18 protein-coding genes are annotated in these 22,831 nt (G+C 71.4%); 11 read left to right on the top strand and 7 right to left on the bottom strand.

Annotated elements, in window-relative coordinates; all coding sequences use genetic code 11:
- From C8E83_RS18360 to C8E83_RS18350, 3 genes are all read left to right on the top strand, one after another.
- Positions 1-1,266 carry an MFS transporter gene (locus C8E83_RS18360; protein ID WP_121371514.1) on the top strand — a complete coding sequence of 422 codons (1,266 nt, stop codon included), beginning with the start codon at positions 1-3 and terminating at the stop codon, positions 1,264-1,266.
- Between the two features lie 269 nt (positions 1,267-1,535).
- Entirely contained in the window at positions 1,536-2,972 is a 1,437-nt protein-coding gene (yczR, locus tag C8E83_RS18355) for a MocR-like transcription factor YczR (RefSeq protein WP_121371513.1), read from the top strand.
- Positions 2,973-3,184: 212 nt separating this feature from the next.
- Complete coding sequence (locus tag C8E83_RS18350) at positions 3,185-3,745, top strand: cysteine hydrolase family protein (protein ID WP_121371512.1); 561 nt, start codon at positions 3,185-3,187, stop codon at positions 3,743-3,745.
- A gap of 34 nt (positions 3,746-3,779) precedes the next feature.
- Here C8E83_RS18350 and C8E83_RS18345 read toward each other — a convergent pair whose 3' ends face one another.
- The 3 genes from C8E83_RS18345 to C8E83_RS18335 all read right to left on the bottom strand — a co-directional run bounded on the left by C8E83_RS18345 (position 3,780) and on the right by C8E83_RS18335 (position 8,358).
- Entirely contained in the window at positions 3,780-6,068 is a 2,289-nt protein-coding gene (locus C8E83_RS18345) for a transglycosylase domain-containing protein (protein WP_245981820.1), read from the bottom strand.
- A gap of 203 nt (positions 6,069-6,271) precedes the next feature.
- Positions 6,272-6,925: a uracil-DNA glycosylase gene (locus tag C8E83_RS18340; RefSeq protein WP_121371510.1), complete on the bottom strand. Its 654-nt coding sequence runs from the start codon at positions 6,923-6,925 to the stop codon at positions 6,272-6,274.
- On the bottom strand, positions 6,922-8,358 hold the full coding sequence (locus C8E83_RS18335; RefSeq protein WP_121371509.1) for a gamma-aminobutyraldehyde dehydrogenase: 1,437 nt from the start codon (positions 8,356-8,358) through the stop codon (positions 6,922-6,924). The genes C8E83_RS18340 and C8E83_RS18335 overlap by 4 nt, the downstream gene beginning before the upstream one ends.
- Positions 8,359-8,461: 103 nt before the next feature.
- On the opposite strand from C8E83_RS18335, the gene C8E83_RS18330 reads away from it, so the two are divergent.
- Genes C8E83_RS18330 through C8E83_RS18310 form a run of 5 tightly spaced genes read left to right on the top strand, consistent with a single transcriptional unit; the run spans position 8,462 to position 13,554 of the window.
- On the top strand, positions 8,462-9,481 hold the full coding sequence (locus C8E83_RS18330) for a sugar phosphate isomerase/epimerase family protein (protein ID WP_121371508.1): 1,020 nt from the start codon (positions 8,462-8,464) through the stop codon (positions 9,479-9,481).
- Positions 9,478-11,226: a dihydroxyacetone kinase family protein gene (locus tag C8E83_RS18325; protein ID WP_121371507.1), complete on the top strand. Its 1,749-nt coding sequence runs from the start codon at positions 9,478-9,480 to the stop codon at positions 11,224-11,226. The genes C8E83_RS18330 and C8E83_RS18325 overlap by 4 nt, the downstream gene beginning before the upstream one ends.
- A gap of 11 nt (positions 11,227-11,237) precedes the next feature.
- Entirely contained in the window at positions 11,238-11,777 is a 540-nt protein-coding gene (locus C8E83_RS18320; protein WP_121371506.1) for a ribose-5-phosphate isomerase, read from the top strand.
- Entirely contained in the window at positions 11,774-12,781 is a 1,008-nt protein-coding gene (locus C8E83_RS18315) for a 4-hydroxythreonine-4-phosphate dehydrogenase PdxA (protein WP_121371505.1), read from the top strand. The genes C8E83_RS18320 and C8E83_RS18315 overlap by 4 nt, the downstream gene beginning before the upstream one ends.
- Positions 12,778-13,554: a triose-phosphate isomerase family protein gene (locus C8E83_RS18310; protein ID WP_121371504.1), complete on the top strand. Its 777-nt coding sequence runs from the start codon at positions 12,778-12,780 to the stop codon at positions 13,552-13,554. The genes C8E83_RS18315 and C8E83_RS18310 overlap by 4 nt, the downstream gene beginning before the upstream one ends.
- Here the strand turns inward: C8E83_RS18310 and C8E83_RS18305 are convergent.
- Together C8E83_RS18305 and C8E83_RS18300 are read right to left on the bottom strand one after the other, a co-directional pair.
- Positions 13,551-14,177 carry a TetR/AcrR family transcriptional regulator gene (locus C8E83_RS18305; protein ID WP_121371503.1) on the bottom strand — a complete coding sequence of 209 codons (627 nt, stop codon included), beginning with the start codon at positions 14,175-14,177 and terminating at the stop codon, positions 13,551-13,553. The genes C8E83_RS18310 and C8E83_RS18305 overlap by 4 nt on opposite strands.
- Before the next feature lie 103 nt (positions 14,178-14,280).
- A complete protein-coding gene (locus C8E83_RS18300) occupies positions 14,281-15,624 on the bottom strand; it encodes a GntT/GntP/DsdX family permease (RefSeq protein WP_211331732.1) in 1,344 nt (447 codons plus the stop codon).
- Positions 15,625-15,783: 159 nt separating this feature from the next.
- On the opposite strand from C8E83_RS18300, the gene C8E83_RS18295 reads away from it, so the two are divergent.
- Positions 15,784-16,452: a GntR family transcriptional regulator gene (locus C8E83_RS18295; RefSeq protein WP_121371501.1), complete on the top strand. Its 669-nt coding sequence runs from the start codon at positions 15,784-15,786 to the stop codon at positions 16,450-16,452.
- A 118-nt stretch (positions 16,453-16,570) separates the two neighbouring features.
- On the opposite strand, the gene C8E83_RS18290 is transcribed toward C8E83_RS18295, so the two are convergent.
- Entirely contained in the window at positions 16,571-19,702 is a 3,132-nt protein-coding gene (locus C8E83_RS18290; protein ID WP_211331731.1) for a glycoside hydrolase family 2 TIM barrel-domain containing protein, read from the bottom strand.
- A 42-nt stretch (positions 19,703-19,744) separates the two neighbouring features.
- Here C8E83_RS18290 and C8E83_RS18285 point away from each other — a divergent pair, with 42 nt between their 5' ends.
- Positions 19,745-20,353 carry a TetR/AcrR family transcriptional regulator gene (locus tag C8E83_RS18285; protein ID WP_121371500.1) on the top strand — a complete coding sequence of 203 codons (609 nt, stop codon included), beginning with the start codon at positions 19,745-19,747 and terminating at the stop codon, positions 20,351-20,353.
- An 84-nt stretch (positions 20,354-20,437) separates the two neighbouring features.
- Positions 20,438-21,856, top strand: a complete 1,419-nt coding sequence (locus tag C8E83_RS18280) for an aspartate aminotransferase family protein (RefSeq protein ID WP_121372003.1) — start codon at positions 20,438-20,440, stop codon at positions 21,854-21,856.
- Between the two features lie 215 nt (positions 21,857-22,071).
- Here C8E83_RS18280 and C8E83_RS18275 read toward each other — a convergent pair whose 3' ends face one another.
- Positions 22,072-22,731: a putative antibiotic biosynthesis monooxygenase gene (locus tag C8E83_RS18275; protein ID WP_121371499.1), complete on the bottom strand. Its 660-nt coding sequence runs from the start codon at positions 22,729-22,731 to the stop codon at positions 22,072-22,074.
- Positions 22,732-22,831: the final 100 nt, after the last annotated feature.

Below are 22,831 nucleotides of genomic sequence, written 5' to 3'. Positions count from 1 at the left end.
GTGGGGTTCGAGGGGCACGCACGCGGGTCGCGCGAGTATCGCCGGATCCTGCTGGCCCTCTTCTTCGCCGGGATCGCCACCTTCGCCCAGCTCTACTCGGTGCAGGGCGTGCTGCCGCTCGTCGCGCGCGACCTCTCGGTGGCGCCGGCGCAGGCGGCGCTGACGGTCTCGGCCGCGACGATCGGACTCGCCATCGGCGTCTTGCCGTGGTCGTGGGCGGCCGACCGGTGGGGGCGGCTGCCGGTGATGCGGCTGTCGCTCGGCGCCGCGGTCGTCGCCGGGCTCATCGTGCCGGTCATGCCGGGCCTCGGGTCTCTCCTGGCCGTCCGTGTCGTCCAGGGCTTCGCGCTCGGCGGGGTCCCGGCGATCGCGGTGACGTACCTGCACGAGGAGATCAGCCGGGGTGTCTCGGCGGTCGCGGCCGGCACCTACGTGTCGGGGACGACGCTCGGCGGGCTCCTGGGCCGAGTGGTCGCCGCGCCGCTCGGCGAGCTGTGGGGCTGGCGCGCCGGGATCCTCGTGGTCGCCCTCGTCTCGGCCGCGGCGACGGTGGTGTTCGCGCTGCTCGTCCCGCGAGCGCAGGGGTTCGTTCGCCGCGACTCGGGTGCGACCCGCGTGGCCCTGCCCCGTGTTGTCGCGCGCCAGCTGCGGAATCCCGGTCTCCTCGTGCTCTTCGCGCAGGGCCTGCTTCTCATGGGCGGGTTCGTCGCCGTCTACAACTACCTGTCGTTCCGGCTCGAGGCGGCTCCGTTCCGCCTCACGGCGTCGCAGTCGGCCCTTCTGTTCTTCGCGTACCTCGCCGGCACCGTCTCGTCGCGCGTGGCCGGCTCGCTCGTCGTGCGCCTCGGTCGCCACACGGTGCTCGTCTCGTCGATCGCCGTGATGGTCGCCGGGGTGCTGCTCACGCTCGTGCCGCACGTCGTCGTGATCGTCGTCGGGCTCATCGTGCTCACCGCCGGATTCTTCGGCGCCCACTCCGTCGCCTCCGGCTGGGTGGGGGCTCGCGCGCGGCCCGAGCACCGGGCCCAGGCCGCGTCGCTCTACAATCTCTTCTACTACGCAGGATCCAGCGTGGTCGGCTGGGCCGCCGGGTTCGCCTTCGCGGGTGCCGGCTGGCCGGGCGTGGTGACGCTCGTCGCAGTGCTGGCCGTCGCCGCCGCCACCTGGGCCGCCATCGACGGGACGCGCTCGCGGGCGGTGGCGCGGGAGTCATCGGAGTCGCCGGAGTCGCCGGAGTCCAGCCGGTCGCGGGCCGACGCCGGCTGACGGGTCAGGGCGACCCGACGCTGCACGTCGACGCGTCGCTCTCCGGTGCGCAGGCTGGTGCCCGTCCGGGACGCGATCCAGCCGACGGCGAGGATTCCTGCGATCACGGCCGTGGCGACGATGACGATACTCAGGCCGCGGTCGGAGTGGCCCGCTCGGCTCGCGGCGTGCAGGAAAATGGTCTGATTCGTGATGTCCAGTGCGCTCATGTCGCAATCCAATCGCTGGATATCTTTATCAAAAAGAGCCAATTCGACTACTGTGGACGCATGTCTCTCGCAGGTCCCGGTCCATTTCCCGTCGGCATCACGGCGCTGGTGTCGCTCCTCGGCGAGTGGCGTCATGGCGGCCGAGCGCACGCCGAACTGGCCGAGAAGCTCCAGCTGCTGCTGATCGACGGCCGCCTGCGGTCCGGGTCGCGCCTGCCCGCGGAGCGCACTCTCGCCGCGGCCCTCGGGGTCAGCCGCACGACCATCGTCTCGGCGTACTCGACGCTGCGCGAACGCGGGGTGCTCACGAGCATCCAGGGCTCCGGCAGCATCCTCGAGCTGCCGCGCGGCGGCCAGGTCGGCGCCTCCGTCCGACCCCTGTCGATCGACCTGAGCAAGGCCGTGCCCGCGCCGTGGCCGGGGCTTCCGGCGTTCGCCGCCCGCGCGCTCGAACGCCTCCCCGAGCAGATGTCGCGCTTCGGCATCGACATGTTCGGCCTGCCCGACCTGCGGCAGATGATCGCCGACCGCTACACCCGTGCCGGCGCGCCGACCTCACCCGACGAGATCCTCGTCACGCTGGGCGCCCAGCACGCGATCGGGCTCGTGGCCCGGGCGATGCTCGGCCGGGCCGACCGCGTGCTCGTCGAGTCGCCGACGTACCCGCACGCGCTCGACTCGTTCCGCGCGGCGGGCGCGCGACTCGTGGCCTGCCCGGTGGGGCCGTCCAGCATCGATCCGGTCGACTTCGAGGAGATCGTGCGCGACGGCCGCCCGGCGCTCGCCTACCTGATGCCCGACTTCCACAACCCGACCGGCACGTCGATGCCCGACGAGGCGCGCGAACGCCTCGTGGCCGTCGCGGCGCGCACAGGCACCGTGCTCGTGATCGACGAGACCACGGCCGACCTCGACATCGACCGTCCGTTCACGCCCACGCAGTTCGCCGCGATCCCTGCGCGCGGCGCCACGGTCGTCACGATCGGCTCACTCAGCAAGGTGGTGTGGTCGGGCCTCCGCATCGGCTGGATCCGCGCCGACCGGCACGTGATCGACCGCATCGTCGCCGCCCGCCCGTCGTCCGACATGGGAAACGCGATCATCGAGCAGCTCGTCGCGGTCGAGGCGATGGAGCGGTTCGACGAGATCCGGGCGGGGAGGCGAGACGAGCTGCGGGTGACCCGGGATCGACTCGTCGGGCTCCTGCGATCTCGCCTGCCCGAGTGGGAGGTGCCCGACGTCGACGGCGGCCTCGCGCTCTGGGTCGGGCTCGGCGCCCCGCTCAGCTCGGCGCTGGCGCTGGCCGCACGAGACCAGGGCGTCACCATCACCGCGGGGTCGCGCTTCGGCATAGACGGGGCGTTCGAGAGGCACATCAGGATCCCGATCACCACCCACTTCGGCGACCTCGACGACGCGGTCGGTCGGCTGGCGCGCGCGTGGGCGGGTCTCGGGTCGCCGAGGTCGCTCGCTCCCGAGACGGCGCTCGTCGTCTGACGCCGCCGCCCCGCCCTCTCCTGCCCCGTCTGCCGCATTTCGCGACCTCGCGGGCGGCCGCGGCCCGGAAACTCGGTGACGGGTGTGACGACGGGCCCGATTCTGTCGCGAAATGCGGCGGGGCACGGGGCCGCGGGGGCAGGCGGCCAGACGGGGCAGTGTCGGAGGCGCGGAGTAGGTTCGGCGCCATCGAGGACGACGGAAGGACCACCATGACTACGCTCACAGACCGCCCCGCCACCGCCCTGCTCGTCGTCGACGTGCAGAAGGGCGTCGTGGCCGGCGCGCACGACCGCGACTGCGTCGTCGCGAACATCGCGAGTCTCGTCGACCGCGCCCGCGCGGAGGGCACGCCCGTGGTCTGGGTGCAGCACTCCGACGACGGCCTCGCCATCGACAGCGACGAGTGGCAGATCGTCGACGAGCTGACACCGGCCGCCGGCGAGCCCATCGTGCGCAAGAACTACGGCGACTCGTTCGAGGCGACCGAGCTGGAGGAGATCCTGGCCAAAGACGGCATCGGCCGCCTCGTGCTCACCGGCGCGCAGACCGACGCCTGCATCCGCTCCACAGCCCACGGCGCGTTCACGCGCGGCTACGACGTGACGCTCGTCGGCGACGCGCACACCACCGAAGACCTCAGCGAATACGGCGCCCCGGCTCCGGGCGAGGTCATCGCGCACACCAATCTCTACTGGTCGTTCCAGACCGCGCCCGGCCGCACCGCCGAGGTGGCGTCGGCGGCCGACGTCGAGTTCTCGCCCGCGACCTGATCACGAGGGCGCAGGAGCAGCCGACACCCGCCCGCTAGTGAGTCGGTGTGCCGTTCTTGCCGCCGTTGCCGTTCGAGTTCCCGTTCCCGTTGGAGTTGCCGTTCGACGTGCCGCCGTCGGTCTTCCCGTTCGACGTGCCGTTCTTGTCGGTCGAGTTCGGGTCGGTCGCCGGCTTCTGCACGACGCCGATCTCGGAGGCCGGCGGGTCGGGGAACGCCGTGGCGCCCGGGTAGGCCGCGTTGAGGTCACGGATGATCTGCTTGTCCATGTAGAACTTCAGGCTGTACCCGTACACCCCGTTGACGTAGGTGTGATAGAAACCGGCCTGACCCGAGATGTTGCCGACCCAGGTGGCCTGCGCGATCTTCGTCGTCGAGGTGACCAGCCAGTTCTGCACGGCCGCGTCGGTGGTGCCGGTCTTCGCGAGGATCGGGACTCCGTCGCCGGGGTTCGCCGCTGCGCCGGTGCCGCCAGCCTGCAGAACACCCTTCGTGGCGTACGCGATTCCGTGCGCGATGTCGGCAGACATGCCCTGCGTGCATTTCGTCGGCGTGGTCTTGACGACGTTGCCGTGCTGGTCGAGCACCTTGTCGACGGCGACGGGGGTGCACCACACGCCGTTGTTGGCGATGCCGGCGTACGCCGTGGCCATCGAGAGCGGCGAGATGTAGTTGACGCCGAGAATCATCGACGGGGTCTCGACCCACGGGTTCGCGGTGGTGTCGGCCGGGTGGATCCCCATGCCCTGCGCCGCCTTGCTGATGTCGCAGAGGTCGAGCTTCGTGCCCATGTCGGCGAACGCGGTGTTGACGGACTCGGCGGTCGCCGCCTCGACGGTCATCGACGCGGGCGCCGGGTCGGCGTTGGACACGTTCCAGGGGGGCCCGCCGATGCCGTAGCAGGAGTTGTGGAACTCGCTGATCGGCAGCGAGTGCTGCGTGGTCGACACGCTCTCGTTCAGCGTGTGCCCGGCCTCGAGCCAGGCCGCCAGGGTGAACACCTTGAACGATGATCCGGTCTGGAAGCCCTGCGAGCCGCCGTAGGCGTGGTCAGTGTTGTAGTTCACCGACGTCGATCCCGTCTGAGCGGTGGAGGTCTCGTTGAACTTGGTGTTCTGCACCATCGTGACGATGCGACCGGTTCCCGGCTCGACGGCGACGTTCGACGCACCCAGGTTGAGGCCGGGCACGCTCGTCGGCATGTAGGCGCTCAGCGCGGCCTGCGACTTCGCCTGCAGGTCGAGGTTCAGCGTCGTGTAGACCGAGAGGCCGCCCTCGGTGAGCTTCTCGTTGCGGTCGGCCTGGGTCGCGCCCAGAGCCGTGTCGGCCTTGAGCGCCGCCTCGACGTAGTTGCAGAAGTAGCCGGCGTCGTAGGCGCCCGCGGTGGCGCAGCCGTTCGACTGCGCCGTGATGTGCGGGATGATCGGCTTCGCGACCGCGGCGTCGAGCTCGGCCTTCGTGATGTCGCCGACCTTGTACATGCGGCCCAGAACATAGTCGCGGCGCGCCTTCGTCAGCGCGTAGCCGTTGGCGGCGCCGTTGGCCTTGTTGCCGGGCTGGTCGATGCGGAGGTTCTGCGGGTTGTTGAGGATCGCCGTCAGGGTCGCCGCCTGGTAGACCGGCAGGTCTTTCGCCGAGTTGTCGAAGTAGTACTCCGAAGCCGCCTGGACGCCGTAGACGGTGCCGCCGAAGCCGACGAGGTTGAGGTACGACTGCAGGATGTCGTGCTTCGAGTAGCGCTTCTCGACGCCGATCGCGTAGCGCATCTCACGGAGCTTGCGGGCCGGCGTCGTCGCCGTCACCTGCGCGTAGCAGTTCTGCGCCTGCTCGAGCCCCTTCTGCGTGGTCTGGTCGTACTCCTGCGCGCAGCGCTGCACCAGGACGTTCTTGACGTACTGCTGCGTGATCGACGATCCGCCCTGGACGTCGTGGCCGAGGGTCGTGGCCAGGACGCCGCGAATGGTGCCCTGCACGTCGATCGCGCCCTCCTTGTAGTAGCGGGGGTCTTCGGTGTCGATCGTCGACTCCTGCACGTACTTCGACATGTTCTCGAGCGTGACGTCGGTGCGGTTCTCGACGTAGAACGAGGCCAGCTTGACCTCCTGGCCGCCCTTCTTCGCGTAGATCGACGACGCCTGCGCCGGCTGCGTGATCTGCAGGTACGACGGCAGCGAGTTGAAGGTCTTGACGCCGGTGACGACGCCTTCGCCGGCGACGGCGACGGACGGGACGAAGAGGATCGCGACGAGCACGCCGGCCACCACCGAGAGGCCGGTGAAGCCGATCAGGGCACCGAGGATCCGAGGGGCTGAGAGACGAGGCACCACATCACGGTATGCGAGTACCCCCCTTTTGGGAAATGAACTGTATGGGTTTCGACAGAAATCGTCCTGAGGGAGGACCCTCCTGTCCACTCGACGCGGCGAAACCTGTTGCTCGGCCGCCCTCGGGGGTACTCTTCAGTTCTAACCGGCCCGCGGCGCTGAGCTCTATGCCAGTCCCGGGCCGGTTTCCTGTGCCGGGCCGATCACGAGCGAGCGAGGGCGAGCGCCCGCACCTGCTGTGTGAAGAGAGCGGCCCCACCCTGCGCAGGATGCCGCACCGCCACCGCGTCGACACCGTTCTCCGCCAGCGCCCCCTGCGCCTTCCGCCCCACCGCGACGATCTCGAGGTCGCCGCCGAACGCGTCGATGAGCGCCAGCGCGACCGGAACGCCGGCGCGCACCTCGGCGGGCCGAGGCGTGCGGTTCGTCAGCGGGTCGCCCGCCACGTGCGGGTGGTGCGGGAAGATCGGCCACGCCACCGGCAGCGGCCCGGGCCAGTCGGCGAGTGCCGCCCAGACGACGCGCGAGGAGGCCTCCCACGGGGCCGTGGGGTGTTCGGGCAGCTCGAAGCCGTCGCCGTCCGGGCCGTGCGTCATCAGCCCCGGCCGCGCCGAGAGCTCGCGGACGCTCATGAACGACACCCCGGTGTTGGTGGCTCCGCGCCAGCCCGGGGCCTCTCCGACGAGGATCATGCGGGAGCCGCTGTCGGCGAGGAGGGTGAGGTAGCGGAGGAGGTTGCGGCGGCGCAGGGCTCCCGCGGGCTCCTGCGGCCTGTAGAGGGCTTCGGCGTCGGGCGCGGCCGGAACGCCGTCGAGAAGCTCGAGGAAGCGGTCGAACCGACCGGAGCCGACGGTCACGAGCCGATGAACGACATGACGTGCTTGATGCGCGTGTAGTCCTCGAAGCCGTACGACGAGAGGTCCTTGCCGTAGCCGGAGTGCTTGAACCCGCCGTGCGGCATCTCGGCGACGATCGGGATGTGCGTGTTGATCCACACGCAGCCGAAATCGAGCCCCTTCGCCAGGCGCATGGCGCGGGCGTGGTCTCGCGTCCAGACGCTCGACGCCAGGCCGTACTGCACGCCGTTGGCCCAGCGCAGGGCCTCGGCCTCGTCGGTGAAGCGCTGCACGGTGATCATCGGGCCGAAGATCTCGTTCTGCACGGCGTCGTCGGTCTGCGTAAGGCCCGAGACGATCGTCGCCTCGTGGAAGTACCCGACCGTGCCTTGCCGGTGCCCGCCGAGCTCGATCGTGGCCGAGTCGGGCAGACGGTCGACGAAGCCCTGCACCTGGGCGAGCTGGTTCGCGTTGTTGACGGGGCCGAAATAGGCGGCAGGATCCGACGGCGCACCCGTCCGGGCAGCCGAGCGCGCGTGCTCGGCGAGCGCCTGCACGAACTCGTCGTGGATTCCGCCCTGCACGAGCAGCCGCGTCGCCGCCGTGCAGTCCTGCCCGGCGTTGAAGAAGCCCGCCGCGACGATGCCCTCGACGGCGGAGGGGATGTCGGCGTCGTCGAACACGATCACGGGGGCCTTGCCGCCGAGCTCGAGGTGGACGCGCTTGAGGTCCTTCGACGCGGCTTCGGCGACGGCCATGCCGGCGCGCACCGAGCCGGTGATCGAGATGAGCTGCGGGGTCGGGTGGTCGACCATGGCGGCGCCGGTCGTGCGGTCGCCGGTGACGACGTTGAGCACGCCCGGCGGCAGGAACTCGGCGGCGACCTCGGCCAGCAGCAGGGTCGCCAGCGGCGTGGTGTCGCTGGGCTTCAGCACCGTGGTGTTGCCGGCCGCGAGCGCGGGGGCGAACTTCCAGACGGCCATGTTGAGCGGGTAGTTCCACGGCGTCACCTGGCCGACGACGCCGATGGGCTCGCGGCGGATGAAGCTGGTGTGCTCGGGCATGTACTCGCCCGCGCTCATACCCTGCAGGTGCCGGGCCTCGCCGGCGAAGAAGCGGATCTGGTCGACGCTGAGGAGGATCTCGTCCTGGACGAGGTTGGCGCGCGGCTTGCCGGTGTCTTGGGTCTCGAGGTCGGCGAACTCGTCGGCGCGTGCCTCCATCGCGTCAGCGATGCGGAACAGCGCGAGCTGGCGCTCGGCGGGTGTGGTCTCGCCCCAGGTCTCGAAGGCCTTCGCGGCTGCGGCGAAGGCCCGGTCGACGTCGGCGGCGCCCGAGACCGGCGAGGTGCCGTAGACCTCCTCGGTCGCCGGGTCGATCAGCTCGAACGTCTCGGTGCCGGTCGCCTCGACGTACTGGCCGTCGATGAAGTTCTTCAGGGGTTCGTTCGCCATGGCCCGACCCTAGTGGGCCGACCACTCCGCGAGGAAGGAGACGGAGTTGACACCTCGGCTACTGCGCATATCCTATAGGAAAGACGATTTACAACGGAGTGAGATGCGCTACACGCCTGAGACCTGGCCCATCGCGGCCGCCATGCTGCAATTCCCGGCCGTCCTCCCCGACGGCACCCTGGCGCAGGACGCCGACGCACTCGAGTGGGTCGACACCTTCTCGCGCATCGCCGAGACCGGCTTCACCGACGTCGAGATCAACGACAACTGGGTGCGCATCGGCGACCTCCCCTCCGCCCGCGTCGACGAGCTGGCCGCGGCGGCCCGCGAGGCCGGCACCGAGCCGTCGAGCGTCTGCGTCGTGCGGTCGAGCATCATCGACCCGGTCACCGGAGCCGAGAACCTCGACTACACGCACCGCACCGTCGAGGCGACGAAGCAGCTCGGCGCCGAGGTGCTCTCGATCGGCTTCCACCGCCCGCTCACGGCCGAGCAGAGGCAGCGTCTCTGGTTCTGGACGACGCAGGGCGAGATCGACGCCCCCGACGACGAGGAGAACTTCGCCCTCGCCGTGAAGCGCGTCCGCGAGGTCGGCGAGCACGCAGCCTCGCTCGGCCTCGAGCTGACCCTCGAGATGTACGAGGACACCTACCTCGGCACCGCCGCGTCGTCCGTCCGCCTGGTGACCGAGGTCGGCCTGTCGAACGTGGGGCTGAACCCCGACGTCGGCAACCTGATCCGCCTGCACCGCCCGATCGACGACTGGCAGGAGACGCTCGCCGCGACCCTCCCCCACGCCAACTACTGGCACGTCAAGAACTACACGCGCGACGAGGACCCCGCGCAGGGTCTCTACACCGCGAGCCCCGCGCCGCTCGAACTCGGCCTCATCAACTACCGCCACGCCGTGCGCGACGCGATCTCGCTCGGGTTCGAGGGCCGCTTCGTCTGCGAGCACTACGGCGGCGACGGCCTCGGCGTCTCGGCGATCAACCGCGAGTACCTCCGCCGCGCGCTCGCGTCGGCCGAGGGCACCGAGCGTCGCCGTGCCGTGGCCTCCGGCCAGGGCGCAGGAGCAGCCGAGCCCTCCCCGGCGACCGCGTCCCCGGCGGTGACCGCGTGACCACCCTCGACCACGACTCCACCACCTTCGCCGCCCGCGCCCTCACCGGCTTCCTCGCCGCGAACCCGTCCGTCCGCGCCGTCGACGGCGGCGTCGCCCGCCGCGACGCCCTTCCGGCCGGCCAGGTCGCGGTCGTCACCGGCGGCGGCTCGGGCCACTACCCCGCGTTCGCCGGGCTCGTCGGCCCGGGTCTCGCGACCGGCGCCGCCTACGGCAACATCTTCGCCTCGCCCTCGGCCGGCCAGATCCGCCGCGTCGCACGCGCCACCGAGGTCGGCGGCGGCGTCGTGCTCGCCTTCGGCAACTACGCCGGCGACGTCCTCAACTTCGGGCAGGCCGCCGAGCGCCTCCGCGGCGAGGGCATCGACGTCCGCGTGATCGAGGTCACCGACGACGTGGCAAGCGCCGACGCCTCCGAAGCGGCCAAGCGTCGCGGAGTCGCGGGCGACCTCGTCGTCTTCAAGGTGCTCGGTGCCTCCGCCGAGCGCGGCGACGACCTCGATGCCGTCGAGGAGTACGGCCGCCGCGCCAACGCCGCGACGTTCTCGTTCGGGGTGGCGTTCAGCGGCTGCACCCTCCCGGGTGCCGCCGAGCCGCTCTTCGACGTGCCCGCGGGGCTCATGTCGGTCGGCCTCGGCATCCACGGCGAGCCCGGAATCTCCGAGCAGGCGCTGCCCACGGCCGACGAGCTGGCCGCCCTGCTGGCCGACCGGCTGCTCGCGGAGCGGCCCGCCTCGGCTCCTGCGCGCTGCGTCGCCCTTCTCAACGGGCTCGGCACCTTCAAGTACGAAGAGCTGTTCGTCGTCTACGGCCTCGTCGCGGAGCGCCTCGCCGCCGCGGGTGTCGAGGTCGTGCTGCCCGAGGTCGGAGAGCTCGTCACGAGCCTCGACATGTCGGGCGTCTCGCTGACGCTCGCCTGGCTCGACGACGACCTGCTCGAGCTGTGGGGCGCACCGGCGTTCTCGCCGGCGTTCCGAACGGGCGGGCTCGGCGCTGGCATCGGGGCGCAGGAGCAGGTGGCCGACCCCGCCACGCACGCCGCGTCGCCCGCGAGCCCCGAGGCGCACGTCGACACCCGCCACTCGGCGGCAGTCCCCGCCGCGGTCGCACTCCTCGGCCGGACCCGCGACATGATCCTCGCCGCCGAAAAGGAGTTCGGCCGCATCGACGCGATCGCCGGCGACGGCGACCACGGCATCGGCATGGCGCGCGGCATCACCGCCGCCGTCGCCGCGGCCCACGACTCGGCTGAGCGCGGCTCGGGTCTCGGTGCCCTGCTCGCCGACGCGGGCGAGGGCTGGGCGGAGAACGCAGGCGGCACCTCCGGGGCGCTCTGGGGAGTGGCTCTCACGGCCGTGGGCGCGTCGCTCGCCGACGAGTCGGATCCTGCGATCACCGGAGCCTCGGCCCGCGCGGCCCGCGCCGCGCTCGACGCGATCCAGCGACTCGGCAAGGCGGAGGTCGGCGACAAGACGCTCGTCGACGCGTTCGCGCCGCTCGTGCTCTCGCTCGAGGCTGCGGCCGACGCGGGCGACGACGTCGTCGACGCCTGGTCGCGCGCCGCGGCCGCGTCGGCCGACGCCGCCGCAGCCACCGCACAGCTCCGCCCGCTGCGCGGCCGGGCACGCCCGCTCGCCGAGAAGAGCCTCGGCCACCCCGACGCGGGCGCCGTCTCGCTCTCGCGCGTCGCCGGCGTCATCGCCGACGGCCTCCCCGCACTCACCGCAACCCCCGCTCACCAGTAAGGAGCACCACCATGGCAGACACCTGGCGCATCGTCGTCGGCTCGGACGACGCCGGCTACGACTACAAGACCATCCTCAAGAACGACCTCGAGAACGACCCCCGCGTCGCCGAGGTCTTCGACGTCGGCGTCGACTCGGACGGCCACACCGCCTACCCGCACGTCGCCGTCGAGGCCGCGCGCATGGTCGCCGAGGGCAAGGCCGACCGCGCTTTGCTCGTCTGCGGCACCGGCCTCGGCGTCGCCATCTCGGCGAACAAGGTGCCCGGCATCCGCGCCGTCACGGCGCACGACATCTACTCGGTGCAGCGGTCCGTGCTCTCGAACGACGCCCAGGTGCTCTGCTTCGGCCAGCGCGTGGCCGGCATCGAGCTCGTCCGCGAGCTGACCCGCCAGTGGCTCGACCTCCGCTTCGACCCGACCAGCGCCTCGGCCGAGAAGGTCGCCGCCATCTGCTCGTACGATGGATCCGGCCCGGCGGTCGAGGGCACCATCGACGCCGCCGTGCCCGCCACGAGCGCCACCGCCGTCACCGAGGAGGTCTCCGCATGAGCGACGCCACCACCGTCCGCCCGAAGATCGCCCTCACACTCGGCGACCCCGCCGGCGTCGGCCCGGAGCTGGCCGCGCGGCTCCTGTCGAACCCTGCGAACCTCGAGGCCGCCGAGATCTACATCCTCGCCGACCGCTCCGAGCTCGACGCGGCCGCCGCGGTCATCGGCGTGACGATTCCTCTGTCGGACGAGCCGAAGCCGGGCTTCGCCACGCTGCTCGACGACGACTCGCGCGGCGACGTCGTGATCCCCGAGAAGCAGGTCTCAAAGGAGGCCGGCGAGCGCGCCCTGCACCAGCTGCGCCGCGGCATCGCGATGGCGAACGCCGGCGAGATCGGCGCCCTCGTCTTCACGCCGCTCAACAAGACCAGCCTTCACCTCGGCGGCATGCACGAGGAGGACGAGCTGCGCTGGTTCGCGAAAGAGCTGCACTACGACGGCGTGACCAGCGAGATCAACATCATCCCGGGCATGTGGACGGCCCGCGTCACGAGCCACATCGGCATCCGCGACGTCGCCGACCGCATCACGCGCAAGGGCGTCACCGACGCGATCCGCCTGCTCAACGACCTCCTGCACGACTCGGGTGTCGAGAAGCCGCGCCTGGGCGTCTGCGCGCTCAACCCGCACAACGGCGAGAACGGGATCTTCGGCCGCGAGGAGATCGACGTCATCAAGCCCGGCATCGACGACGCTGTCGCCTCGGGCATCGACGCCGACGGCACCTACCCCTCCGACACGATCTTCATCGGATCGAAGGAGAAGTACGACGGCATCGTCACGATGTACCACGACCAGGGCCAGATCGCGATCAAGCTCATGGGCTTCGACGGCGGCGTGACCGTCCAGGGCGGCCTTCCGGTCGTCATCGCGACGCCCGCCCACGGCACGGCGTTCGACATCGCGGGCGAGGGCCTCGCCAGCGTCACGTCGAGCCAGAACGCGCTCGACATCGCGATCGCGGTCGCCGGTCGCCGGGCCGCCCGCGCCGTCTCGGCGTGAGCGACTCCCCTCGCACGACGACGGGCGGTGCCTCTGGCACCGCCCGTCCCGTCATCATCGGCATCTCCACGAAGGCGTACCTTGGCTACCGCGCCTCGCTCGACTGGCTGCAGGCCGTCACCGACGTCGCCCGCCGTCACCCGGCGGTCGTCGACGGCCGCGTGCGTCTGTTCGTGGCGCCTTCGGCCCCGCTGCTCGAATCGGCCGTGCGACTGGCCTCGGGCACGGCGGTGGTCGTGGCCGCACAGGACGTGTCGCCCGATCCTGCTGGCCCCACCACCGGTGACACCCCGGCGAGCCTTCTGGCCGACATGGGCGTGCGGCTCGTCGAGATCGGGCACGCCGAGCGGCGGGCCGAGCGCGGCGAGACCTCGGCCGTGATCCGCGCGAAGATCGCCCAGGCGTCCGCCGCGGGCCTCGCGACGCTCCTCTGCATCGGCGAGTCCGCTCGCAGCACCGTCGACGAGGCCGTCGCCGCCTGTCTCGCACAGGTCGCGGACGCAGGATCCGGCCGCGTCGTCTTCGCGTACGAGCCGATCTGGGCCATCGGCGCCCCTGCGCCCGCTGACCCGTCGTACGTGCGCGAGGTCGTGGCCGGAATCCGCTCCGGCCTCCCGGAGGCCCTGGCGGGCGCCCCGATCATCTACGGCGGCAGCGCCGGCCCCGGGCTGCTCGGCGAGCTCCGCCCGGCCGTCGACGGCCTCTTCCTCGGCCGGTTCGCGCACGACCCCGCGAACGTCGCGACGGTGCTCGACGAGGCGGCAGCGCTCTAGAAGGTGCCCTCGGGCAGCCCCAGCGCGACCTCGAGCGAGCGCGTCACCAGCAGGCTTCGCGCGTCGGAGTCGAGGTAGCCGACCAGCGCGTACGCCGTCGTCGAGTCGATCAGGGCGAAGAACTGCTGCGCGGCGAGGTCGGGGCGGTTCACCGAGAACTGGCCCGCCTCGGCTCCTGCGACCAGGATCTCGACGAGCAGGCTCTGCCAGGCCAGCATCGCCTCGCGCGCGGCGGTGGCGACGAAGTCGTTGTGACGGCCGGTCGACCAGGCGTCGGCCCAGATCGTCTTGGAGAGGTCGTGGGCCGGGCCCAGGAGCGACTCCACGAGCGTCTTGAGCGCGTCGAGCGGGCTCGCGGCGCCGACCAGGCGGGCGGCCATGTCGTCGATCTCCTCGTGCGCGAGGTCGGAGAACGTGCGGCCGGCCAGGGCGCCCATCGACGGCTCGTGCGAGGCGACGGTCGCGGGCGGCAGGCCGGAGGTCGCCGCCATGCGGCGCAGCGTGATGGCGGTGAGCCCGGCACTCATGGCGATGCTGCGCGCGGCCCGGTCGATCGGGGAGGTCCGGTCGGGCGCTGCGGCGGCGTCGGGGAGCACGGCACCGGCCGTCGGCTGCGAGGTCATCCTCTGAGGGTAGACAACCGAGAGCACCCCGTCGATCCCCCGAGAGGGGTGGATCGCGGGGTGCTCTCTCGGTCTCGAGGAGGAGACGGCGGGCGCCCGGGGGCTAGTGGACGGTCGCCCCCAGGATGAGGACGCCGATCAGGCCGACGACGCTCATCACGGTGACCTGGAGGCTCCAGGTGCGGAGGGTCTGCGGCACGGTGAGGCCGAAGTACTCCTTGAAGATCCAGAACGCGCCATCGGAGACGTGCGAGAAGATCATCGCGCCGGTGCAGGTGGCGAGCACGAGGAGCGCCGAGTTGGTGCCCGGGTTCGCCGCGAGCAGCGCCGCCACGATGCCGCTCGACGCGCTCACCGCGACGGTGCCGGAGCCGAGGGCGATGCGGAAGATCGCTGCCACGATCCAGGCGAAGAGCAGGACGGGGATCGACCACTCCTTCGCGAGCCCCGACACGATGTCGCTCAAGCCGATCGCCGTGAGCATGTTCTTCAGGCCGCCGCCGGCACCGATGATCAGCAGGAGGCCGACGATCGGCACGATGCTGGTCTTGACGAGGCTGAGGATCCCGTCGGCGGAGAAGCCGGCGCCGCGGCCGAGGAAGACGAAGCCGAAGAGAACGGCGAGGCTCAGCGAGATCACCGGGTTGCCGATCGCCTGGAAGAGCTGGTTCTTCGGCGCCGAGTCGAGACCGAGGGTGCCGATGATCATGAGCACCGGAGCGATGAGCACCGAGGTGAGCGCGGGGGCGAGGCCGACCTGGCGAGTGGGCTCGAGCTTCTTGTCGCCACTGCCCGAGCCGCCGGAGATGTCGAGGGCCGAGCCGACGGTGAGGTAGCGCCGCATGAGGCGCGGGAACAGCCACGCGCCGACGAGCAGCACTGGCACGGCGATGATGACGCCGTAGAGCGTGACCTCGCCGATGGACGCCTTGTACGCGGTGGCCGCGAGCACGGTCGCCGGGCCCGGTGGGAGCAGGCCGTGGGCCGTCATGAGGCCGGCGGTCATCGGCACGCCGACCGTGAGCACGGGCACCCCGAGGCGCTTCGCGATCGAGAAGACGAGCGGCACCATGAGCACGAACGTCACCTCGAAGAGGTTCGGCAGGCCGATGATGAGGGCGACCAGGCCGACCGAGATCGGCATCCAGACGAGCTTCCGCTTGCCGATGATGACGTCGGCGATCTTGTCGCCGCCGCCGGTGCGGATGAGGATGCCGCCGAGCATCGCGCCGAGCCCGATCACCACGCCGGTGACGCTGAGCTGCGAGCCGAAGCCGTCCGTGAAGTCGCCGACGGCGTCGGTGACCCCGAGTCCGTTCACGATTCCGAGCAGGATCGACGAGATGAGCAGGGCGAAGAACGGGTGGAGCTTGACCCGGGTGATCAGGACGACCAGCAGGACGATCGCGAGGACCCCGCTGATGACCACGAACGGTGTTGAGTGCACGGCGTGTTTCTCCTTCGAAGGCCGGTCCGCGTCGGCGCGGAGCGACCGGGTTCCGTCATCGGCGGCGGATCCCAGATTCGTCGATCCTATACGATCTATGATGTAGGGCAAATCGCGTGGCGGGGCTTTGCCGCCCCAGCCTCGTGCCACACTGATCGCATGGCAGACCCCCGCCCGGCTCGGATCCCCCGCCGACAGTCGCTCGCCGACGGCGTCTACGACGAGCTCATGGCGCGGCTGTTCGACAACACGCTCGATCCTGGCGCATCGCTCAACATCGACGCGCTCTCGCGCGAGCTCGACGTGTCGCAGACCCCGATCCGTGAGGCACTCGCGCGGCTCGAGGCGACGGGGCTCGTGGTGCGGGAGGCGCTTCGCGGGTACCGTGTCGCGCCGATCCTGAGCCCCAAGGAGCTCGGCGACCTGCTCGACGCCCGGGCCGCGCTCGAGCCGGTGAACGCGCGACTCGCGGCCTCGCACGTCGACGCAGCCTTTCTCGACGCCCTCGGCGCGTCGATCGAGCAGCTCGCGTCGTCGCCCACGGGGCCGTCGTTCGCCGACTACCACGCCTACTGGGAGGCCGACGAGCGGTTCCACGACCTCATCGCGCGGCAGGCCGACAACGTGTTCCTCTACCGGGCGTTCGAGTCGCTCGGCGGGCAGGCGCAGCGGTTCCGGCTGTTCGGCGGGCTCGGAGTGAGCGACGCCGAGTCGGCGATCTCGGAGCACCGGGCGATCCTGTCGGCACTGCGCGCCGGCGACGCCGCCGCCGCCGAGCGGGCGATGACGACGCACGTCACGAACGTGAAGTCGCGCGCCGTCTCGTAGCGCCGCCGCTCCTCCTGCCGCATTTCGCGACCGTTTCACTGCCGCCGCCGCTTGCCTGCAGTCACAGGTGGGGTCAGGCGTCGGATTCGGTCGCGAAATGCGGCAGAGGCGGGCCGGGCTAGAGGGCGGCGAGCGTGACGCGCAGGGTGCGGGCCTCGGGCCGCAGCGCGAACTCCGGCCAGACGTCGACGCCGCACGCCCGAGACCCGAGGCCGTTCTGCGCGGCGTCGAGGTAGAGGTACGAGTGGGCAGGATCGGGGAGGTCGCTCGGGTGGGCGGCGCTCGCCAGCTCCTGCGCCGTCCACCGCGACAGCGTGAACCCGGGCAGGCGTCCGCGCTCGTCGGCCACCGCGTCGAGCGACAGCCACGGAGTGCCGCCGCGCGAGAGGTCGAGCGAGCGGACGTCGCTGCGGTGACCGGTCTCCTGCGGCCGGGCGTACGGCGCGGCGAGCTCGTCGATCGAGGCCTCGAAGCGCCCGACGTAGGCCGCGTGGCGGCTGTCGGGGTACGACTCGTGCGGCCCGGTGCCGAACCACGAGGCACCGTCGACCGCGGTCGGCAGGTCGAAGCGGACGCCGATGCGCGGCAGGATCAGGTTCCACCCGCGCGAGGGCAGGATCGCCACCGCGAGCGTGAGCTCTCCGTCGGCGATCCGCCAGCGAGTCTCGGTCGTCCACGAGAGGCGTGACGACGGCGCCGCCCAGCGCTCGCGCACGAGGAGGCCCGTTCCGTCGGCGGACGCCTCGACGTCGAGCGTCCGCGGGGCGAGCAGGTCGAGCCGGGCCGCCCGCCAGATCTCGGCGAGCGACGGGCCGGGCACGCCGAGGCCGAGGTTCACCTCCGGACCCTGCGGGTCGTAGAGGCCGGCGGAGTGCAGCGCGTCGTTGTCGGTCGGCGCCCGGAACAGCGCGAGCGACGGGCCGGCGACCGGCGCCCCTGCGAGCTCGACGAGCCGCCCGTGGTCGAAGGCCGCCGGGCCGAGGTCGAGCGTCGCAGACACGTCCGCGCCGCCACCGCGCCACGGGCCCCAGGAGCCGAGGCGCCCGCCCGGGCGTGCCGGCCCGGCCTGCGTTCCGGAGGCAGCCGCGAGCCGGCGCTGTCCGCGCCCGACCACGTGCCCGGCCTGCGCCCACGCCGTGTCGTCGCGCAGCACCGCCTCGACCGTGAGCCAGGCCTCACGGCCCGCGGCCCCCTCCGGTGCCTCGAGGGCCTCCTCCGGCAGCGAGACCATCAGCGTCTCTCCGGCCGCGATGACGCGGTCGGTCCCCCAGCTGGCGATGTCGCCAGCGTCGACGACGTCGAGCGACCCCGAGGCCGAAACGACGCCGTCGACCTCGACGCGCCACACGAAGTCGACATCGCTCGTCGTGGCCGAGTGCCGCACGTTGCTGATCGCGACGACGCTGTCGTCGAAGCCGAACCGGAACGGCGCCACCACGGCGGCGTACTCGTGCAGCCCCGGCGACGGCGTGTCGTCCGAGAAGAGCATGCCGTCCATGACGAAGTTGCCGTCGTGCACGGTCTCGCCGAAGTCGCCGCCGTAGCCGAAGAACTCCCGGCCCGAAGCGTCGCGCGTGCGGATCCCGTGGTCGCGCCACTCCCAGACGAACCCGCCCATCAGCCGCGGGTAGGCGTCGAAGAGCTCCTCGTACTGGTCGATCGCGCCGGGCCCGTTGCCCATGGCGTGGATGTACTCGCACAGCAGCACCGGCATCGTCCGGATGCGGGCCGACTCAGCGGCTGTCGCGCCCTCGAAGAGCGAGGTGCCGTCGGTCGCGAACGCCTCGGTCTCGACGATCGACGGGTACATCCGCGAGTAGATGTCGGTGTAGGCGGCGGCATGGTCGCCCTCGTAGTGCACCGGCCGCGACGTGTCGCGCTCGTGCACCCAGGCCGCCATCGCGGCGAGGTTGCGCCCGGTGCCGGCTTCGTTGCCGAGCGACCAGATGACGATGCTGGCGTGGTTCTTGTCTCGCTCGACGGTGCGCTCGATGCGGTCGAGGTAGACCTCGCGCCAGGCAGGGTCGTCCGACGGGTTGCCCGCCCAGGCATCGGCGGACGGATCGTGCCACCGGCCGCCGAGCTCGTCCGAGGCGCCGCGCTCGAACCCGTGGGTCTCGAGGTCGCACTCGAGCAGCACCCAGAGGCCGAGCTCGTCGCAGAGGTCGAGCAGTCGCGGGTGCGGCGGGTAGTGACTGGTGCGGATCGCGTTGACGTTGAAGCGCTTCATGCGGGCGAGGTCCTCGCGCGCGTGCGCCTCGTCGAAGACGCGGCCCCGGTCGGGGTGCGCCTCGTGGCGGTTCACGCCGTGGATCTTCAGAGGCGCGCCGTTGACGAGCAGCACGTCGCCGTCGATGCGCACGGTGCGGAAGCCGATCCGCTGGGTGACGGTCTCGGACGCCGTCGACAGCAGGGCGTCGTACAGTCGGGGGCTCTCGGCCGACCAGGGTTCGGCGCCGGCGAGGGTGAGCGGGGCGACGTCGGCGGGCTCCTGCCACGTGACGTCCACGTCGAGCTCGGGTACGCGGAGGCGCACGGGGTACGCCTCGGCCGAAGCCACGATCTCGGGGTCGAGCGCGGCCGTGCCGTCGACCCACGACGTGCGCAGCCAGACGTCGTCGAGCCCGCCGGCCGGGCGTGCGAGCAGCGTGACCGGGCGGAAGATTCCGGGCAGGTACCACTGGTCCTGGTCCTCGACGTACGAGGCGGCCGACCACTGGTGCACGCGCACCGCGATCGTGTTGCGGCCGGGGCGGAGCAGGCCGGTGACGTCGAACTCCTGCTGCAGGCGGCTGCCCGACCCGGTGCCGACCTCCTCGCCGTTCAGCCAGACGCGGTAGTGCGACTCGACGCCGTCGAAGCGGAGAAGGTGACGGGACCCGCTCCACGAGGCGTCGCCGGGCACCTCGAAGTCGCGCCGGTAGTCGCCGGTCGGGTTCTCGTCGGGCACGAACGGCGGGTCGACCGGGAACGGGAACTGCACGTTCGTGTAGATCGGCCGCCCGTACGCGCCGCCGCCCTCGAGCACCCAGTGCGACGGCACCGGAATCGTCGCCCAGTCGCCTCCGTCGAGGTCGGTCGCAGGATCAGCGAATCCCGCCTCGGTCTCGGCGTTCGCGCGCAGCCTGAAGGCCCACTCCCCCGACAGGTCGATCGCCGGGGCGTCGGAGTGCAGCCACGACCGAGCAGGGCTCCGTCGCCCCGACCCGGGAGCGATGTCGGACAGGGTCGAGAGCGGCGTCGTCGTCATGCCAGCACGCTAGCACCAAAACAGAGTGAGTACACTGTTTTCATGAGCGACCCAACGCCCGAGCCCCCGGTGCGACCCGGCAGCCGCGGCCCCTACGCCAAGACGGCGGCCCGCCGCGCCGCGATCGTCGACGCGGCCCGCGAGGTCTTCGCGGCCTCCGGCTACCGCGCGGGCAGCATCCAGGCGGTCGCCGACGCGTGCGGCATCAGCCAGTCGGCCGTGCTCCACCACTTCCCAGCGAAAGAAGACCTGCTGCTCGCCGTGCTCGCCGACCGCGACGCGCGCGGCGACGACGTGCAGGCCGGTCACGACCTCTTCGGCGGCACCCTCGCCCAGGCGCGGCACAACGAGTCGGTGCCCGGCATCATCGAGCTGTACACGACGCTGTGCGGAGAGGCGACCGGTGCCGGGCATCCTGCCCACGACTACTTCGCCACGCGCTTCCGGCGCACCCGCGAGCACTACGCCGACGAGTTCCGGTCTCTCGCCGCCGCCGGCCGGCTGCGCGAGGGCGTCGACCCCGATCTCGCCGGCGCCTCGCTCGTCGCCCTGTGGGACGGCGCGCAGCTGCAGTGGCTCATGGAGCCGGGCGCCGTCAACGTCACGGCGCAGCTGCGGCACTTCCTCTCGCTGTGCGTCCTTCCCGCCTGAGGCCGTGCCACTGTGGCAGGGGTGGGCGCAGGAGCCGCCGGAACGTCCTTCCGATCCTGCGCCCCACGCGGCACCATGGTCTTCATGACGACGACCGCGAACGTCCAGACCGAGCCCGTGTCCGCCCCCGCCGCAGGCGTGAACTGGACCCCCCTGCAGGAGGCCGGTCGCGACCACCTGTGGATGCACTTCTCGCGCATGGCGCCCTTCCAGGAGAAGCCGATGCGCGTGATCGACCACGCGGAGGGCGTCTACCTCTACGACGACCGCGGCCAGAAGATCCTCGACGGACTCTCGGGCCTCTTCGTCGTGCAGGCCGGCCACGGGCGTGAGGAGCTCGCGAACGCCGCCGCGGAGCAGGCGAAGAAGCTCGCCTACTTCCCGGCCTGGGGCATCGCCAACGAGCCGGTGATCCAGCTCTCGGAGCGCCTGGCGTCGTACGCCCCCGGCTCGCTGAACCGCGTCTTCTTCACGTCGGGCGGCGGCGAGGCCGTCGAGAGCGCGTGGAAGGTCGCGAAGCAGTACTTCAAGCTCACCGGCAAGCCGATGAAGCACAAGGTCATCTCGCGCATGTCGGCGTACCACGGCACCACGCAGGGCGCCCTGGCGATCACCGGCCTGCCCGCGATGAAGCAGGCGTTCGAGCCGCTCACGCCGGGCGGGTTCCGCGCCGCGAACACCGACTTCTACCGCGCTCCCGAGCACGGCGACGACCTCGTCGACTTCGGCCTCTGGGCGGCGAACCGCATCGAGGAGGCGATCCTGCAGGAGGGGCCCGAGACGGTCGCCGCGGTCGTGCTCGAGCCGGTGCAGAACTCCGGCGGCTGCTTCACACCGCCGCCCGGGTACTTCCAGCGCGTGCGCGAGATCTGCGACAGGTACGACGTGCTGCTCGTCTCGGACGAGGTCATCTGCGCGTTCGGCCGTCACGGCACGATGTTCGCCTGCGAGAAGTTCGGCTACGAGCCCGACATCATCACCTGCGCCAAGGGCATGTCGTCGGGCTACGGGCCGATCGGCGCGATGATCGCGAACGAGCGGGTGATGGAGCCGTTCCTCCAGGGCACGAACTTCTTCCCGCACGGCTACACCTTCGGCGGTCACCCGGTCTCGGCGGCGGTGTCGCTGGCCAACCTCGACATCTTCGAGCGCGAGGGCCTCAACCAGCGCGTGCTCGACAACGAGCAGGCCTTCGGCGACACGCTGCGCAAGCTGCTCGACCTGCCGATCGTCGGCGACGTGCGCGGCGACGGCTACTTCTGGGGCATCGAGCTGGTGCGCGACAAGGGCACGAAGGAGACCTTCGACGCGGCCGCGCGCGAGCTGCTGATCAAGCAGTTCCTGCCGAACGCGCTCATGGACAACGGCCTCTACTGCCGCCCCGACGACCGCGTGAACCCCGTGATCCAGGTCGCGCCGCCGCTCATCTCGGGCCAGGCGGAGTTCGACGAGATGGAGCAGATCCTCCGCGGCACGCTGCAGGACGCCTGGGCGCTGGTGTAGCGGGCGCGCGGCCCGTCCGCCTGACTGTTCGCGATGCGGCGCGTTTCACGCGTTGCGGCGTGACGCGTCGCGCCGACATGCGTGAAACGCGCCGCTTCCCGGAGGTGCCACCGTCGTGAAGCGCCGCACCGCGTGAAACGCGCCGCCCCGGCGCCGGTCCGGCGGACGGGCTGCGAGCCGCGCTCCGCCGATCGGCACTCGGATCCTTCAGACTGTCAGCGCCGCCGCGGCGCCATCAGCCACGGCCGCAGCACCCGCGTCGCGAGCGGCAGCACCCAGTACGCCATGATCGGCGTGAGAACGACGGTCGTCACGAACACCTTCGGCAGCACCGGCACGTGCGCCCACGCCGGGAAGACGGCGCCGAGAAGCAGGTTGAACGCGAGGTTCACGGGGAAGAACCCGACCCAGATGCTGGTGGCCTGCTTCCAGCGGGGAGGGATGACCGCAGGAGCAGCGGAGCCCTCGGCGGCACTGGCCGATCCTGCGCCCTGATCGTCACCCGCCGCAGCGGACACCGGCGCGTCGAACCACCCCTCGATGCCGGTGCGCTTCTCGACCCGCGACTCGGTGACCAGGCCGCGGCCGAGAGCGAGCCAGGTGCGGCGGTCGTCGGAGTTCTCCCACGCGTCGAGCAGCACCGGGTCTGCAAAGCGGTAGAGCATGTGCCACTCGAGCGAATGGCCGTGAGCGCGGACCCAGCCGGAGCCGAGGAATCCCGGGTAGCGGTTGGCGAGGTTCACGCCCGCCTGCACCCAGCGGGTGACCTCGGGAATCCTGTGCTCGTCGACGATGCGGGTGATGGACACGGTGACGGGAAGGGCGCCGGTCGCTTGTGGCGGGGTGGCGGCGTTCCTCGTCTCTTCTGGAGACATGCACCGAGTATCACCCACCCCGGGTTTCGTGCGCGTGACGAACCGGCACGTTCATCCGGCGCCTGTGACGGGACGGCCGGAGCAGTGCACTATTCTCGGA

It is taken from the genome of Frondihabitans australicus (genome assembly GCF_003634555.1).
In the GTDB taxonomy this organism is placed as follows: Bacteria; Actinomycetota; Actinomycetes; order Actinomycetales; family Microbacteriaceae; genus Frondihabitans; species Frondihabitans australicus.
The sequence above is the reverse complement of the archived record's forward strand: the minus strand, read 5'-3'. Positions and strand labels throughout refer to the sequence as shown.

Coding starts and splice junctions, on each gene's coding strand:
- yczR (WP_121371513.1), top strand. CDS start 1,536: ATGTCTCTCGCAGGTCCCGGTCCATTTCCCGTCGGCATCACGGCGCTG.
- C8E83_RS18350 (WP_121371512.1), top strand. CDS start 3,185: ATGACTACGCTCACAGACCGCCCCGCCACCGCCCTGCTCGTCGTCGAC.
- C8E83_RS18335 (WP_121371509.1), bottom strand. CDS start 8,358: ATGGCGAACGAACCCCTGAAGAACTTCATCGACGGCCAGTACGTCGAG.
- C8E83_RS18330 (WP_121371508.1), top strand. CDS start 8,462: ATGCGCTACACGCCTGAGACCTGGCCCATCGCGGCCGCCATGCTGCAA.
- C8E83_RS18320 (WP_121371506.1), top strand. CDS start 11,238: ATGGCAGACACCTGGCGCATCGTCGTCGGCTCGGACGACGCCGGCTAC.
- C8E83_RS18315 (WP_121371505.1), top strand. CDS start 11,774: ATGAGCGACGCCACCACCGTCCGCCCGAAGATCGCCCTCACACTCGGC.
- C8E83_RS18305 (WP_121371503.1), bottom strand. CDS start 14,177: ATGACCTCGCAGCCGACGGCCGGTGCCGTGCTCCCCGACGCCGCCGCA.
- C8E83_RS18295 (WP_121371501.1), top strand. CDS start 15,784: ATGGCAGACCCCCGCCCGGCTCGGATCCCCCGCCGACAGTCGCTCGCC.
- C8E83_RS18290 (WP_211331731.1), bottom strand. CDS start 19,702: ATGACGACGACGCCGCTCTCGACCCTGTCCGACATCGCTCCCGGGTCG.
- C8E83_RS18285 (WP_121371500.1), top strand. CDS start 19,745: ATGAGCGACCCAACGCCCGAGCCCCCGGTGCGACCCGGCAGCCGCGGC.
- C8E83_RS18280 (WP_121372003.1), top strand. CDS start 20,438: ATGACGACGACCGCGAACGTCCAGACCGAGCCCGTGTCCGCCCCCGCC.
- C8E83_RS18275 (WP_121371499.1), bottom strand. CDS start 22,731: ATGTCTCCAGAAGAGACGAGGAACGCCGCCACCCCGCCACAAGCGACC.